The sequence below is a fragment of the Oceanispirochaeta sp. genome (assembly GCF_027859075.1).
Taxonomy (GTDB): domain Bacteria; phylum Spirochaetota; class Spirochaetia; order DSM-2461; family DSM-2461; genus Oceanispirochaeta.
This window is the reverse complement of the sequence record NZ_JAQIBL010000361.1, coordinates 1-15059: the sequence shown is the minus strand read 5'-3', so window position 1 is coordinate 15059 and position 15059 is coordinate 1. Positions and strand designations below refer to the sequence as shown.

The 15059-nt window shown below is 48.5% G+C and carries 13 protein-coding genes; 9 read left to right on the top strand and 4 right to left on the bottom strand.

Annotated elements, in window-relative coordinates; translation table 11 throughout:
• The 3 genes from PF479_RS20590 to PF479_RS20580 all read left to right on the top strand — a co-directional run.
• A partial coding sequence (locus PF479_RS20590) for a biotin/lipoyl-containing protein (protein ID WP_298010941.1) occupies positions 1-564 on the top strand: 564 nt, incomplete at its 5' end.
• A 74-nt stretch (positions 565-638) separates the two neighbouring features.
• Complete coding sequence (locus PF479_RS20585; RefSeq protein ID WP_298010940.1) at positions 639-1871, top strand: sodium ion-translocating decarboxylase subunit beta; 1233 nt, start codon at positions 639-641, stop codon at positions 1869-1871.
• 143 nt (positions 1872-2014) lie between these two features.
• Positions 2015-2275 (top strand): hypothetical protein, encoded by a 261-nt coding sequence (locus tag PF479_RS20580; RefSeq protein WP_298010938.1) that lies wholly within the window; start codon positions 2015-2017, stop codon positions 2273-2275.
• Positions 2276-2287: 12 nt separating this feature from the next.
• Here PF479_RS20580 and PF479_RS20575 read toward each other — a convergent pair whose 3' ends face one another.
• The gene (locus tag PF479_RS20575) at positions 2288-2797 is read right to left on the bottom strand and encodes an NUDIX domain-containing protein (RefSeq protein WP_298010936.1); all 510 of its coding nucleotides are present in this window, start codon (positions 2795-2797) and stop codon (positions 2288-2290) included.
• 152 nt (positions 2798-2949) lie between these two features.
• Here PF479_RS20575 and PF479_RS20570 point away from each other — a divergent pair, with 152 nt between their 5' ends.
• Entirely contained in the window at positions 2950-4293 is a 1344-nt protein-coding gene (locus PF479_RS20570; RefSeq protein WP_298010934.1) for an ion transporter, read from the top strand.
• Between the two features lie 18 nt (positions 4294-4311).
• Here the strand turns inward: PF479_RS20570 and PF479_RS20565 are convergent, their stop codons facing one another.
• The 3 genes from PF479_RS20565 to PF479_RS20555 form a co-directional block, all read right to left on the bottom strand.
• Positions 4312-6846: a DNA translocase FtsK gene (locus PF479_RS20565; protein ID WP_298010932.1), complete on the bottom strand. Its 2535-nt coding sequence runs from the start codon at positions 6844-6846 to the stop codon at positions 4312-4314.
• Between the two features lie 99 nt (positions 6847-6945).
• A complete protein-coding gene (locus PF479_RS20560; protein WP_298010930.1) occupies positions 6946-7740 on the bottom strand; it encodes an undecaprenyl-diphosphate phosphatase in 795 nt (264 codons plus the stop codon).
• 46 nt (positions 7741-7786) lie between these two features.
• On the bottom strand, positions 7787-9598 hold the full coding sequence (locus tag PF479_RS20555; RefSeq protein ID WP_298010928.1) for a lytic transglycosylase domain-containing protein: 1812 nt from the start codon (positions 9596-9598) through the stop codon (positions 7787-7789).
• Between the two features lie 379 nt (positions 9599-9977).
• On the opposite strand from PF479_RS20555, the gene PF479_RS20550 reads away from it, so the two are divergent.
• The 5 genes from PF479_RS20550 to ispF form a co-directional block, all read left to right on the top strand.
• A complete protein-coding gene (locus PF479_RS20550) occupies positions 9978-11933 on the top strand; it encodes an NAD(+) synthase (protein ID WP_298010926.1) in 1956 nt (651 codons plus the stop codon).
• Positions 11934-11980: 47 nt separating this feature from the next.
• Complete coding sequence (gene gnd, locus PF479_RS20545) at positions 11981-13429, top strand: decarboxylating NADP(+)-dependent phosphogluconate dehydrogenase (RefSeq protein ID WP_298010924.1); 1449 nt, start codon at positions 11981-11983, stop codon at positions 13427-13429.
• An 86-nt stretch (positions 13430-13515) separates the two neighbouring features.
• Positions 13516-14019: a CarD family transcriptional regulator gene (locus PF479_RS20540; protein ID WP_298010922.1), complete on the top strand. Its 504-nt coding sequence runs from the start codon at positions 13516-13518 to the stop codon at positions 14017-14019.
• Position 14020: 1 nt separating this feature from the next.
• Entirely contained in the window at positions 14021-14680 is a 660-nt protein-coding gene (locus PF479_RS20535; protein ID WP_298010920.1) for a 2-C-methyl-D-erythritol 4-phosphate cytidylyltransferase, read from the top strand.
• Positions 14677-15059, top strand: a 383-nt coding sequence (gene ispF / locus PF479_RS20530) for a 2-C-methyl-D-erythritol 2,4-cyclodiphosphate synthase (protein ID WP_298010918.1), incomplete at its 3' end; no start/stop codon positions are given. The genes PF479_RS20535 and ispF, both read left to right, overlap by 4 nt.

The window sequence follows — 15059 nt, the reverse complement described above, 5'->3', positions numbered from 1 at the left end:
GACAGAAACGAAAAGCTCGGTATTGAAGCAGCCAAAAAGATGCTCAAAGAGAACGGTATTACAGATCTTTCTGATGAAAACATCTTCATCGCCGCAGCCTGTCAGGATAAGGGAATCATGTTCCTTAAGGGTGACGCGAAAGTTAACATCATGAAGAATGCCAGGAAAGCAGCCGCTTCAGGGACAACATCCGCAGAAGGTTATACTGTGACAGTAAACGGAAAATCCTACGGTGTAAAACTGGATGGTGATAAAGCCGTTGTCAACGGAACCAGCTATGACATTTCCATCGCAGATGGCATTGATGCGGCAGCAGCAACAACTGCAACTGCAGCAGCGTCCAGCGGACCTGCTCAGCCAGTCAATGCCCCCATGCCCGGTCTTGTATTGAGAATTTCTGTTGCCGTCGGCGACAGTGTTTCAGAAGGAGATGAAGTCATTGTCCTGGAAGCCATGAAGATGGAAACACCTATTTCCTCTCCTGTTTCCGGCTCAATACTGGCCATTTCCGTATCTCAGGGAGATCAGGTCACTGCTGGACAGTGTCTAATTGAAATCGGCTAAGGCCCTTCGGCCTTGAGCCGGTAACACCAGGGCAATACATTCAATGCCCTGGTAGAAATTAGGAGTGATAAACTATGACATTCGGACAGACAATTGTAGCTTCCATCCGGGAGCTTTGGCTGACCACCGGTATCTTCGGGTTTTTACAAACCGGAGGCTGGGGTAATCTGGTCATGATTGCAGTAGGCTTCGGTCTGCTCTACCTGGCCATAAAAAAAGAATTTGAACCTCTCCTGCTTGTACCCATCGGAATGGGTGCAATCCTGAGTAATATTCCCTTTGCGGAGATAGCCGCTCATACAGTATTAAATGGTGATTTCACTGAAAATGCCTTGCTTATTCATGGAATAACCGGTGGTTTTATCGGGATGTTCTATGATCTGGGTGTGACCAGCGGTCTTTTTCCTCTCCTCATTTTTATGGGAGTCGGAGCCATGACAGACTTCGGACCCCTTCTGGCAAATCCGAAGACCCTGGTATTAGGCGCTTCTGCTCAGTTCGGCATCTTTATTGCCCTCCTGGGTGCAGTGGCTCTTGGACAGTATGTTCCCGGAATCACCTTCAACCTCTATGATGCTGCATCCATTGGTATTATTGGAGGAGCTGACGGACCAACGGCAATCTTCGTTGCATCCAAGCTTTCTCCGAGTCTACTGGGGGCAATTGCGGTAGCGGCCTATTCCTATATGGCGCTGGTACCAATCATTCAGCCCCCTATCATGAAGGCTTTGACGACCAAGGAGGAACGCCAGATCAAGATGGAGCAGCTCAGACACGTGACCAAGACGGAAAAGATTATTTTCCCCTTGACTGTGTTAGGAGCCTGTATTCTTCTTCTTCCCTCTGCGACTCCTCTACTGGGTGCCCTGATGTTTGGAAACCTTACCAAAGAGTGCGGTGTTGCTGACAGACTTTCTGATACCATGCAGAATGCTCTGATCAACATTGTCACCATCATGCTGGGTCTGGCTGTCGGTTCCAAGATGCAGGCCAGTCAGTTCCTGAACCTCAATACCCTGGGTATTCTAATCCTGGGACTCGTTGCCTTCTGTATCGGAACATCCACAGGGGTTCTCCTGGCGAAATTGATGAATAAAATTTATCCAAAACACCCGATCAACCCCCTCATCGGTGCAGCAGGCGTATCTGCAGTACCCATGGCAGCCCGCGTTGCCAACAAGGTGGGTCTGGAAGAAAACCCCAACAACTACCTGCTCATGCACGCCATGGGTCCAAATGTTGCCGGAGTCATCGGATCTGCAGTAGCAGCCGGTGTTCTCCTGGCACTGGTACCAGTGCTGGGTTAATTTTTTTAACCTTCAATAAGAATAAAGACCGCCCGAAAGGGCGGTCTTTTTATTCACAGGAACTTCATAAAACAACCATAAGACTCCCCTGCTTTCCAGGGGAGGAGGGAGTATAATATTAACCATTGAGGAGTGATTAACGGATGCAGTACTTCTGGCGGATTCAGCAGAGCCTTCATATCGGGGTGTGGATCATTCTCATTTACAGAGGAATGGAGATGCAGATTCAGGAAGGCTGGTACGGTCTCTTAATCTTCAGTTCATTTCAGATTCTACAGTATGCTTTTTTCGCATCTACCATCGGTAAAACTAAAAACTATTCCCAGGGACAGATATTGGTAATGACCTTACTCTTTGGATATTCCTGGTGGTATCCGGTCAGCAAGGACAGATCTACTTCCTGATTTTTTCCTGAATTACATCCCTGACAATCTTTTAAATCGGACCAGTTCATCCAGGAAATTGGGTGTAAACTTACGGGGGTCAGATTCTCTGATTTTCTGAAGAGACCAGAATCGGCCCTCATCAATTTCATGCTTTTCGATTTCAATGGCACCATTCCAGAGACATCGATAGGTCGACACATATTCCGATTCATACTCATTTCTATGAAGATAGCGGTATAAAAACTCAAGAATGGCACCCTCAATTCCCAGTTCCTCCTTCATCTCTCTGTAGGCAGCCTCTTCATAGGATTCACCACTGTTGACATGCCCCCCAACCGATGTATCCCATTTTCCGGGTTGAACATCTTTTTTGATGCTCCTTTTCTGGAGGTATAGTTCTCCCGAGGAATCGAACACGAGAACATGAGCAACCCGGTGTATCATTTGAGGATTACCGTGAATATCATCGCGTTCAGCACGTCCGATGACAGTATCATTCTCGTCCACCAGATCAAAGATCTCTTTTTCAACTACTCTCATTTAATCACCTCCCGATGTTCTGTATGGGCATAAGACATTTCTATCCTGCCGGAACATGTTTACCAGCTCTAAATGATAATTCTTTCAGCTTGAATTACCAGAAAAGATTTTATTAATACAGTTCATAAATGAGAGAACCGATAATGTAAATTATGAAGATTCCCGCTATACATCCCGATACCCACCAAAAAATCAGCTGGGATATATTTATCCTGATCCTGACGATTGCCATTACAATCATTATCCCTCTCATCATGGTCTATCAACTGCCTCTCAACGGGCTTCTGCTGATATTTGATTTTTGTATCTCCATGATTTTTATTGCTGATATTTTGATTGAGTCGCATACGGCCTATTTCGAACAGCGTGAATTGATAAGGCACAAAGAAAGCATATTCAAAAACTATCTTAAAAAGGCTTTTCCCATCGATCTTCTGGCGGCCTTTCCCTTTTTTATGATTTTATCCCTTTTCCCGAGTCCACTCATGCTGCAGATTGCCTTTCTAAGCAATATTTTAAGGCTTGCCAAACTACTCAGGATCGGTAGAACGATAGGTAGAATCAGAAACAGCAAACGCTTGAATCCCAGTTTTATCAGAATGTCTCTCCTGATATTCTGGATACTCATTGCGGCTCATCTCATCTCCTGCGCCTGGATGTCTATCTGGGAAAATCCGGGAGCCTTGAATCCTCTCAACGCCGAATCCATGTACCTGCGCTCCTTTTACTGGACAGTCACAACTCTGACAACAATTGGTTATGGGGACATATCCCCCAGTACTAATCTAGAAACGATTTTTGTAATTATAATCGAGCTTATCGGTGCTGGTATGTACGGTTTCATCATTGGTAACATTGCCAATATCATTGCCAATATCGATATTGCAAAATCCCAGTATCAGGAAAAGATGGAAAAGGTTACAACCTTTCTGCGCTACAAAAATATCCCTCATGACCTCAAGAATAAAATAGGGGATTATTATGACTACCTCTGGGACAGCAGGAGAGGCTATGATGAGTCATCCATCCTGCAGGACCTTCCCAAACCTCTAAAGACCTCGGTCTCTCTCTTTTTGAACAGAGGGATCATCCAGAAAGTACCCATCTTTCAAGGAGCAAATGAAGAGTTCATCAAGGAAATCATCCTGAATCTGCAACCTGTTATTTTTACTCCGGGAGATTCTGTGGTGATCAAAGGGGAAATAGGGTATGAAATGTACTTTATCAGCCGGGGTTCGGTAGATGTTGTATCTGAAGATGAATCAGTTGTCTATGCGACCCTGGGTTCCGGCTCATTCTTTGGAGAAATCGCCCTGCTGCTGAGTGCTCCCCGAAATGCCACAATCAAGGCCAAAGACTACTGTGACTGTTATTCCCTGGACAAGGACACCTTTGACCAGATCCTGGTTAGGTTCCCAGAGTTTGCCGTGAAAATCAGAGAGATGGCCGAAAAACGGCGGGCTGAGACAGAAGAAAAGCAGAAGAAAAACAAGTAAATCTGTAAAAAAACCAATTTATGTATTCAGCATCTCAGAGCCGGGTCTGTCAGGGATATGAACAACTTCCCGGGGTTTACTTCCATTCTGAGGTCCAACAATCCCTCGAATCTCCATCTCTTCCACCAATCGGGCGGCTCTATTATAGCCAATCTGCAACCGTCTTTGCAGGTAGGAAGCCGAGGCTTTCCCTGCGGATATGACAATATCCAGGGCCTTGTCATAGAGGGGATCCGAGAAGGAGCTGGGACCTGAATCTGAACCGCCTTCGAAGTCATCCTCATCCAGGAATATTTCATCATCAATGTAGTCGGGTTCCCCCAGGGTTTTCACATAGGAAACAACCCGTTCTACCTCGTCCTCTGACAGAAAGGCCCCCTGTACCCGGGAAGGAAAGGGATCCCAGGCGGAAGTAAAGAGCATATCCCCCTTCCCAAGCAGCTTCTCCGCACCCATCATATCGATGATGATCCGGGAGTCAGTCTTGCTTGCCACCATAAAGGCGATCCTGGAGGGGAAGTTGGCCTTAATCAGTCCGGTAATCACATCGATGGACGGCCTCTGCGTGGCCAGAACCAGGTGGATTCCCACGGCTCGGGACATGGCTGCCAAACGTGCAACGATGGCCTCCAATTCCTTACCTGAAGTAGCCATCAAGTCGGCAAACTCATCGATGACAAGAACAATATAGGGAAGATGGGTTGTTGCAATATCCCGTTCCTTGATCCGTTTGTTAAAACTCTTGATATCACGGACTCCCATCGCGTCCAGGAGGGAGTATCGCCGTTCCATTTCATAGAGGCACCACTGAACGGCCTGGAAAGCTCTTTTCGATTCGGTAATCACAGGGGTCAGAAGATGGGGAATGTCATTGTAGAGCTTCAGTTCAACGATCTTAGGGTCTACCATGATGAGTTTGACTTCCCGGGGAGACCTCTGATACAGGATGGAACAGATCAACGAGTTGACGCAAACCGATTTTCCCGACCCGGTTGATCCGGCAATAAGGAGATGGGGAGTCCTGGTCAGGTCGATAATCTGATTGCTTCCGCTGATATCTTTACCCAATATGACTGGGATTTCATAGTCAGCCTTAGTAAACTCCTCCGACGATACCAGCTCGCTGTAGGAGACGATAGACCGCTTTTTATTGGGAACCTCAATACCGATGGCCTGTTTGCCCGGAATGGGAGCCACGATACGGATGCGGGAAGCCGCAAGGCGAAGAGCCAGATTATCCTGAAGGTTTACAATACTGGAAACCTTCACACCCGGGGCGGGCTGTATCTCAAACATGGTGATCACCGGTCCCCTGGAAATGCCGACAATACTGGCCTCAATCTTAAACTCCTTCAGAGTTTCTTCGAGAGCCCGCCCCTGACGCCGTGTGAAATCATCAACCTCATTAAACCCGTCATCGGGATACTCCTTCAGCAGTCCGACCACCGGGACCTTGTACTCTTTTTTCCTCTTGTGTTTGGGAAGCATTCCGGGACTGAGGACTCCAAGTTTTTCGCTTTCTCCCTCGGGATACAACTTATTTTCTATGGAAATGGGGTTCTCATCATCCAGAAGAGGCTCATCCCTCAAGGCTTCCAGATCCTCGTAGCGGTCTGTGATATAACCCTGTTCTTCATAGTCTTCATCCTGGATATCCTCGTCCTCCTGAGAATCTTCTTCCAGATTTTCAAGACTCGCCGATAGATCACTGTCCTCATGGTCCATTAAAAATTCGATTCCAGGATCTTCATCGGGAACAGGAACAATATCTTCAGGAGGATCAGCAGTCTCAGTATGGGAATCAGAATTTCCCTCTTCATAAATGGGATTGACCACATCATCAATGCTCAATGTTTTATTAGGATTAAACCCGTTCTTTCGGGATGTATCAGGTTTAATAACAGACGCGATGAGATCATGAATCTCACTATCATCCATGATCTCCACGGGAGGGATAGGCTGGGGCATATCAGGAATGGAAAAGGACCCGACACCAGGTTCGGCTCCCTCCTCGGATGGATTCTTTGAATAGATCTCTTCTCGAATGGGATCCTTGAAGGAATGACTGGGCAGAGATTCTATCAGGGAATGGCTCTTTTTTTTAATCCAGAGAGAAATATCCCTACCGATGGGAAACCAGGAGCTGTCTGGAAAAAGAAAGTCCACCAGTTTGTAGATCAAAGCACATTCAACAAGCAGAAGGAGGAGCAGAAAAGGCACCGAGAGGCCAGCTCCCAATTCAGAGATCAGGTATCTGGATATAAATATGGATTTATTCCCTGACAGGACGTGGAGAAGAAGTGCCAGATTTAAAAAAGGGAGAAGAGAGAGATTCAATGTGAGCAGCAGCTTTTCCATACCCCGGGGTTTTAGAAGGATGAGGGCACAGACGGCCAGATAAAGGGGCACGTAAAATGCGGCCAGATGAAAAGTTCTGAATAAAAATGAGACTCCTCCGGCAGAGACACCGAAAAGGGCAAGGACGATAACAAAGAAGAGCAGGCCTGCAGTTCCTGCCAGTATAATAGATAGGTTTCGGGCATATTTATTCAAAAAAGACTCTCCTCGTCCCTTAAATTATCGGAAATTTTGCCCCGGTTCTGAACACTGGAACCTGAACATTTGTAAAGGTGAGAATTCCGACACTTATGATCAGAAGAATATCAGTCCCAGGATTCCCAGAGGAATCAGATAGAAGCTGAAGTAGTAGAACTTACCACTGTTGATCAGACGAACCAGCATCCAGAGAGCCAGAAATCCTGAGATCATAGCCGCCAGAAAAGAAGCCCCGAGTACGGGTCCGGAAATACTTCTCATCAGTTCTCCCCCATCCTTCAAGTCCAGTAAAAGAGCCCCCAGGATGGCGGGGATGGAAATCAGGAAGGAATATTCCGCAGCCACTTCACGGTTCATTTGTCTATAGAGGCCCGCCGAAATGGTGATTCCCGAACGGGAAATCCCCGGGAGAACGCCTAATCCCTGGGCGATACCCGTAAAGATACCGTCTTTATAGTTCAAATCGTTATAATCCCGTCCGCCTTTTGATTTGATTGTCGTTAACAGCAGTGCCGCCGTAACCAGATAGAAGGGGAAAACGATTTTAGGAGACTCAGAAATATTCAAATTGCTGATAAGTATTCCCAGAACTCCCGTAATAAATACGGCAATGAGGATAATGCCGATAAGCTTCATATTTCTCCTGTCCTGCTCCACTGTCTTTCGGGTCATCCAGCGGAAGAGGGACCCTAGAAGTTCAAGAATCATTTTCCGGAACATCACAAGAACAACAATTAAAGTTGCCATATGGAGCAGTACATCAAAAAGGATGGGAGTGTCTCCCAGGCCCATCAGGTTTCTTACCATCAGAAGATGGCCCGAACTGGAAACGGGTAAGAACTCTGTCAGCCCCTGAATAAGTCCTAGGACGATGCCCTGTAAATATGTCATATTATTCACCTCAACTTGGTATCAATACTAAAGTTTAGAATATAGCTCAAAATGAGCTGTAAAACTGGTCGAGCCAGTCTCCGGGAGGAATCCCGGTATCAAGATACCTGTATGAAGCCGCCGCGACAATGACTTTCCGCACATAATCCCGGGTTTCTCGAAAGGGAATGCTCTGAATAAACAGATCCGGATCTTCATAGTAGTGATGCCTCTTCCAGGAACGGAGATTCCCTCCCCCGCCGTTGTATGCGGCCAGAACATCGATATAGGAACTGGTCCAGGGCCGCTCCTGAAGCCATTGAAGGTACAGTGTGCCCAGGTTGATGTTATCTTCGGCTTTCATAAGGTCCCAGTCATCCAGTCTGTATTTGCGGGCCAGCTCCTGAGCGGTGGACGGCATCAACTGCATCAATCCCCCCGCTCCGGCCCCGGAGGAGATGGTCTCATTAAAGGCACTCTCTCTTCGAATAATGCCAAGAATCAGTTCCCCGGGAACAAACTCATCAGGCAGGGTATAACGTTCTGATCCGGGAAAGACCCAGGGAAGAAGTCTCAATGCCGATTCCATAGGAAGTGCATAATACCAGAAGCCGGCAAAGCGGATCAGCTCATAGAGATCTCCTTCCCCTTCCAGGTACTGGCAAAAGGCGATGACCGAATCGATAGAAAGGGAAGGTCGATCTGCCTTCCAGAGTTGGTATGCCTGCTTCTGATATCCAGCCTTAAAAAGGTAGGCATAGACCTCGTCAATGTAGGATGCCTGGTGGGATCCCTGGACAGAAGGGGAGGCATCGCCACTGTCATCTGCTGTCTCAGTTGAGAGAATCTGAGGCCAGGTTTCTGGAGAGGATCTCAAGGCGTAGTAGCCCTTGGGATCCGGAGAAAAATGGTCCAGAAGGGGATCTTCAAATGTCACAAAACCATCTTCCCGTCCGCAATCCAAAAGGAACAATCCCTGAGAGGCCGGACCGGTCAATCCCGCCTTCTGCAGATACGGCAGGATGCGAGCAAACTCCTTCCAGCGACGTTGTCTTACCAGAACACTGAAAAACTCATCCAGGATGTCATCAAAATAATTATCATCCCTGAGAACACCCACAGAATCGAGAAAATCCGGCAGCCTTTCGGGAAACTGGCGGATAAGAATCCTCATCCTGTACCACCTTGTCCGTCTCAACTTCTGCCAATGGTCAGATCGGAGACCCGCCTGGTCATACCAGAAAAGCGCATCCTCCCAGGATGCTGTTTTTTCATAACAGGAGGCCAGTAAAAAGGCCGACTCAAATCCTGAAGAAAGGAAACCAGACCATCCTGAAAGGAATTCAATCCAGAAATCCGCAGTATTCGTCTTCAGAATCACAGTCCTGGTCTGGTCGAAAATCTCAGGTTCGGGAAGGTTCTCACTGCTTTCATAATGGAGCAGCCAATACTCCCTGAGAAGTTTTTCTGCAGCCTCAGGGTCATCCTGATTCACAAGCGCTTCCGCCTCGGCAATCAGGAATCCATCTGCCCCCAGCTCATTAAAAGGAGCAGGAGTCATGGGACTCACCCTCCCCTCTGCGGCCGGAGTGATGCCCCGATACCCCAGGATCAGATGGACCGCATCCCGCCGGGAGGGAGACCAGGATTCAAGATACTCGGGAAGATCAGAAAAACTGAGAGAATGAAGGAAAGCCTCCTCTTTGACGGAAAGAGGAATCCCCGTCAAAAGAGAATCAAATATGAGATCAAGAGTGCGAATCTTATGGAGAGAATGGATGGCGCTGGCAGCATATATGAAAAGAATCAGTATGAGCGGCAGGAAGATCAGAGTCTTCAGAACCACCGGCTGTTGGACGGAAGGGCTTCGATATTTCATACAACCTCGCCGGGATTATAGACCTTTGATGAGGGTTAAACCACCCTCAGAGCCTCTCATTCCGACAAGGTTCATATTCAATTTGAATCAGGCAGCCCTTGTTGAATTGGGCCGGGATTCTCTGCCCCATTCTGTAAACATATACGCAATTTTTATGCCAGATGAAGAATGCGGGATTTATGAGGACTTAGATCTATTTCAGATAAGGACTTAAAGGAGTCTCATTCACAGATTGAATGAATCACTGCCGCTAAGGGTCTACAGAAAAATATGAAAACCCGGGCATTATACAATATTGTAGGCTTCTATGATTTCCAAAATCCCCTTTCTGTTGACAGAGGGTCGCAGGAGAGCTAAATTCACAGATGAGGAGAATATAGTGAAAAAACATGGGTTTGCCCGTATTTGTGCCGCCGTCCCGTCGGTCAAACCGGCCGCAGTAGAGAAAAACCTCCGAGCCATCATAGAGTTGATTCACGGGGCGAAAAAAGAGTTGCCAGACCTTCTCCTCCTTCCGGAATTGTCTTTGAGCGGATACAGTTGCGGAGACCTGTTCCGCCAGAACAGCCTTCTACAGAGTAGCAGAAAGGCCCTCATGTCACTGGCGGAAGAAACTCTCCACCTGGATTTCCCGGTGATTACCGGTCTTCCCCTACTTATCAACAGTGGCCTTTACAACTGTGCGGCTATTTTATCGAGAGGCCGGGTCCTGGGAATCGTTCCCAAAACGTATCTGCCCAACAGCAATGAATTCTATGAACAGCGCTGGTTCAGCTCGGGCCGGAGCAGCAGGGAAGAATTTATATCCCTGAGTCAGGGAGAAATACCCTTTGGTACGGATCTGATCTTTCAGGATGAACTCAATCCTCTCATGCGTTTCGGTATAGAAATCTGTGAAGACCTGTGGTCTCCCCTGCCTCCCAGCACGGCGCTGTCCCTGGCTGGAGCCCTTATCATCGCCAACCCCTCTGCCAGCAATGAGCTGGTCGGAAAGGCAGACTACCGCAAACAGGTCACATCCCAGCAATCCGCCCGCTGTATAGGAACCTATGCCTATGCCTCGGCCGGACCGGGAGAATCTACGACAGATACGGTCTATGGCGGCCATACTCTTATCTATGAAAATGGAAAGCTCCTGAAGGAGGGAGAACGCTTTCAGACGGAGAGCAGCTGGATCTGCAGCGATACGGACCTGGAGTTCCTGGAACATCAGAGGATCAGCTCTCCCTCCTATTCCCAGGCCATGGAATTGGAAGCCTCCGACTGCCGGACCATCGGCTATCAGGGTGGCAGTTCCATCGTCTCCCTCTCTGGCAGTAAAGACCTGCGCCGCAGGGTTGATCCCCACCCCTTTGTCCCCTCCTCAGAAGAAGACAGAGAAGTACGCTGCCGGGAAATTTTTTCCATTCAGAGCACAGCCCTGGCGGCCCGGCTGAAGCATATCGGCTGTAAAGCCGCCGTTCTCGGGCTGTCCGGCGGACTGGATTCCACCCTGGCCCTGCTTGTAACCCGGGAAGCCTTCAAGAGGATTGACCTTCCACAGGAGGGTCTTCAGTGCTTTACCATGCCCGGCTTCGGAACAACCAATCGGACAAAAAGCAATGCACAGATCCTGTGTGAAGAAATGAACATTCCTCTGGAAGTCCTGGATATCCAGGATATCTGCACCCGTCAGTTGGAGGATCTGAATCATCATGGGGAACCTTCCGATGTGACCTATGAAAACGTTCAGGCCCGGCAGAGAACGATGCACCTCATGAACAAGGCGAACATGCTGGGAGGCATTGTCATCGGCACGGGGGATCTCTCCGAACTGGCTCTGGGATGGTGCACCTACAACGGTGACCACATGTCCATGTACGCCGTCAATACGGGAGTTCCCAAAACCCTGGTCCGCTACCTGGTCCAGTTTGTGGCCGACCAGATGGACAATAAAAAGGCGGCCGGGATACTCTACGACATCATTGATACTCCCATCAGTCCCGAACTTCTGCCTCCTGACAAACAGGGCAAAATTGCCCAGAAGACAGAGGATGTCATCGGACCCTACGAACTTCATGACTTCTTCCTCTATCAATTTGTCCGCTGTGGATTCGGACCGTCCAAGACGCTGTATCTGGCCCAGATAGCCTTTGATGGACAATATGAGAAATCTGTTATCAAGGGCTGGCTGAAAAAATTTATCGGCCGTTTCTTCAGCCAGCAGTTCAAGCGTTCCTGCCTGCCCGACGGTCCAAAAGTGGGAACCATCGCCCTCTCTCCCCGGGGAGATTGGCGGATGCCCAGCGACAGTGACCCTGAAATATGGCTGAATGAACTGGAAGACTCGGACTGAACAGGCTCGACCATATATATAAATAAAAAAGACTTCTGGAGGATAAAATGAAAGCGGATATCGGATTGATCGGACTGGCCGTAATGGGGCAAAACCTGGTACTCAACATGAATGACCACGGCTTTACAGTGGCCGTATACAACAGAACAGGACAGGTGACCAAAGATTTCCTCGCCGGGAATGCCGCCGGACGGGAGACCATCCTGGGAATGAAAAGCCTGGAAGAGCTGTGTTCCACCCTCAAACGTCCCCGCAAGGTCATGATCATGGTCAAAGCAGGTGCCGTCGTAGACAGTGTAATCGAACAGCTCCTCCCCTTTCTGGAGAAGGGAGACATCATCATCGACGGCGGAAATTCCCATTACCCCGACACCACCCGGCGTATGAATGAACTGGCTGTCCAGGGAATTCTATTCGTCGGCAGCGGTGTGTCGGGAGGAGAAGAGGGTGCCAGAAGAGGGCCCTCTCTTATGCCGGGAGGAAATCCTGAGGCATGGCCTCATATCAAGGACATACTCCAGTCCATCTCAGCCAAGGTAGAGGGAGACCCCTGCTGCGACTGGGTGGGAGAAGAAGGGGCAGGCCATTATGTCAAAATGGTGCATAACGGTATTGAATACGGTGACATGCAGCTTATTGGTGAAGCCTATCAGCTGATGGTTGAGGGTTTGGGCCTGAATCATGATGAAATGAGTAGCATCTTCAAAGGCTGGAACAATGGGGCCCTGGACAGTTACCTGATCGAGATAACAGGTGATATCCTGGCCTATAAAGATACAGACGGAGCGCCCCTGGTGGAAAAAATAAAAGACAGTGCCGGTCAGAAGGGAACGGGAAAATGGACCGGAATTGCCGCACTGGATGCGGGAATACCCCTCACTCTGATTGCAGAAGCTGTATTCAGCCGCTGTCTTTCCTCTCTCAAGGAGGAAAGGGTCAAGGCATCAAAAGTCTATGAAGCCCCCCCCAAGGAGGCAGTGTCCGATCAGAAAGCCTTCTTAAAAGATCTGGAACAAGCTCTCCTGGCATCAAAACTGATTTCCTATGCCCAGGGTTTCATGCTCCTGAGGCAGGCTGCGGCAGAATTCGGCTGGAATTTGAATTATGGAGCCATTGCCCTGATGTGGAGAGGAGGATGCATCATCCGAAGCACCTTTCTGGGAGATATAAAAACAGCATTTGACGACAAGCAGGAGTTGGAAAACCTGCTCCAGGCACCCTATTTTACAGAAATCATCGAAAACAGCCAGGCCGCCTGGAGGCGAGTTGTCATTCAGGCCGTCAATTGGGGCGTCCCCCTGCCGGCCATGTCTTCGGCCCTGGCTTTCTTTGACGGCTACAGAAGTGCCCGCCTCCCGGCATCCCTTCTGCAGGCCCAAAGAGACTACTTTGGAGCCCATAGCTATGAGCGTCTGGACAAGCCTGAAGGAGAGTTCTTCCATACAGACTGGACCGGAGAGGGCGGCGGAGTGGCTGCATCCACCTATAGCGTCTGATTTTCCATTAAATTTCAGGTTTTTATGCCTTCCAAAACCCCTGCTGTGGTTTACTTAGAAAACCGCGGCAGGGTATACTGTCGGCTATGGAAAAAAACCTGAAGACTCTATTCAAAGCCAAACAGCAAGTTGTTTATCCCACCCAGGGTGTAGGCCGGGTAGAGAACATAGAAGAAAAAGAATTCAAGGGCAAAACGATCCTCTATTATGAGATCTATCTTGAAGTGTCTGACATGACTGTAATGGTCCCCGTGGATAAAGCAGTTGAGCTTGGACTCCGGGCCATTGTATCTCCTGCAGAATCAAAAAAAGCTCTGGAAATTATCACAAAAGAGTATGAACCTGTTCCTACAGACTGGAAGTTGCGTTATCAGATGAATGTGGATCTCCTCAAGAAGGGAGATGTTACAGATATCGCCACGGTTGTAACCACGTTGTATCACAGAAGTAAAATCAAGGAGCTTCCTATCCTTGAAAGAAAACTCTACGACAGTGCGTTGAAACTTCTCATCGATGAAATTTCATTTTCTATCGGTAAATCCAAGGATGATGTGGAGCAGCTGGTTTTCAGCAAACTAGAATCAGAATAATATGATAAAAGCCGTAATCATTACCGCCGCAGGCTCCAGCAGCCGGATGAAAGGCAAGGGTAAAAAAGAGCTGAAATTGATTAAAGGAAGAACAGTTCTGGAAAGGGCAGTTCTTCCTTTTGTTCTCTCTGAGCAGTTTGATCATATCTGTGTGACCTATCCGGAAGGAAAGAAAGAGGAGATGGAAAAAGCCCTCCACAGGATCAATTTCCCCATCAGCTATATTCAGGGGGGAGACAGCCGCCAGTCCTCTGTGTATAACGCCCTTGTAACACTGAAAGATTTGAAGAGCGATCTGGTCCTGATCCATGACGGAGCCCGTCCTCATATCAGTGAAAAACTGATTGATCGTGTTCTGGAAGGAACCATACAAAGAGGGAACAGCACTCCTGTGACGGGGTCCATCAGTGCGATGAAGATTCTGAATCCTCTGGGGGATATTGTACAGCATCTTGTGAGAAGCTCCACAGTCAGTGCTCAGACACCTCAGGGTTTCTCCTATCCGGAAATACTGGAAGCCCATGAAAAGGCAAGGATTGATAAGAAGGTCTTTATTGACGACTCTGAAATCTGGTCCTCCTACATCGGTCCTTCCCACACGGTGGAAGGTGACCCGGAAAATACAAAAATCACCTATCCGGAAGACCTGAAGGTTAAATGAAGATAGGACTGGGTTATGACATACACCGTCTGGTCAAAAACAGGCCTCTCATTCTGGCTGGTGTCACCATCCCGTCGGACTGGGGAGAAGACGCCCACTCCGACGGTGATGTACTTCTCCATGCCCTGATCGATGCTCTGCTGGGGGCTATTGCCCAGGGAGATATAGGAACACACTACCCCCCCTCAGATCCCGAATGGAAGGATGTTTCAAGCAGAAAATTGTTACGAGAGACCCTGGGAAGAGTGACCGCTGCCGGTTATCGTCCAGGCAATATAGACTGTACGGTCATCCTGGAACAACCGAAACTAGGACCCTTCCGGGAACAGATCCGAGCCTCCTTGCAGGAAGACCTGCAGATTCCCCTGGACTGTATCTC

What these genes read in the sequence shown, in the direction of transcription:
- PF479_RS20585 (WP_298010940.1), top strand. Translation starts at nt 639, where the DNA reads ATGACATTCGGACAGACAATTGTAGCTTCCATCCGGGAGCTTTGGCTG.
- PF479_RS20580 (WP_298010938.1), top strand. Translation starts at nt 2,015, where the DNA reads ATGCAGTACTTCTGGCGGATTCAGCAGAGCCTTCATATCGGGGTGTGG.
- PF479_RS20575 (WP_298010936.1), bottom strand. Translation starts at nt 2,797, where the DNA reads ATGAGAGTAGTTGAAAAAGAGATCTTTGATCTGGTGGACGAGAATGAT.
- PF479_RS20570 (WP_298010934.1), top strand. Translation starts at nt 2,950, where the DNA reads ATGAAGATTCCCGCTATACATCCCGATACCCACCAAAAAATCAGCTGG.
- PF479_RS20560 (WP_298010930.1), bottom strand. Translation starts at nt 7,740, where the DNA reads ATGACATATTTACAGGGCATCGTCCTAGGACTTATTCAGGGGCTGACA.
- PF479_RS20555 (WP_298010928.1), bottom strand. Translation starts at nt 9,598, where the DNA reads ATGAAATATCGAAGCCCTTCCGTCCAACAGCCGGTGGTTCTGAAGACT.
- gnd (WP_298010924.1), top strand. Translation starts at nt 11,981, where the DNA reads ATGAAAGCGGATATCGGATTGATCGGACTGGCCGTAATGGGGCAAAAC.
- PF479_RS20540 (WP_298010922.1), top strand. Translation starts at nt 13,516, where the DNA reads ATGGAAAAAAACCTGAAGACTCTATTCAAAGCCAAACAGCAAGTTGTT.
- PF479_RS20535 (WP_298010920.1), top strand. Translation starts at nt 14,021, where the DNA reads ATGATAAAAGCCGTAATCATTACCGCCGCAGGCTCCAGCAGCCGGATG.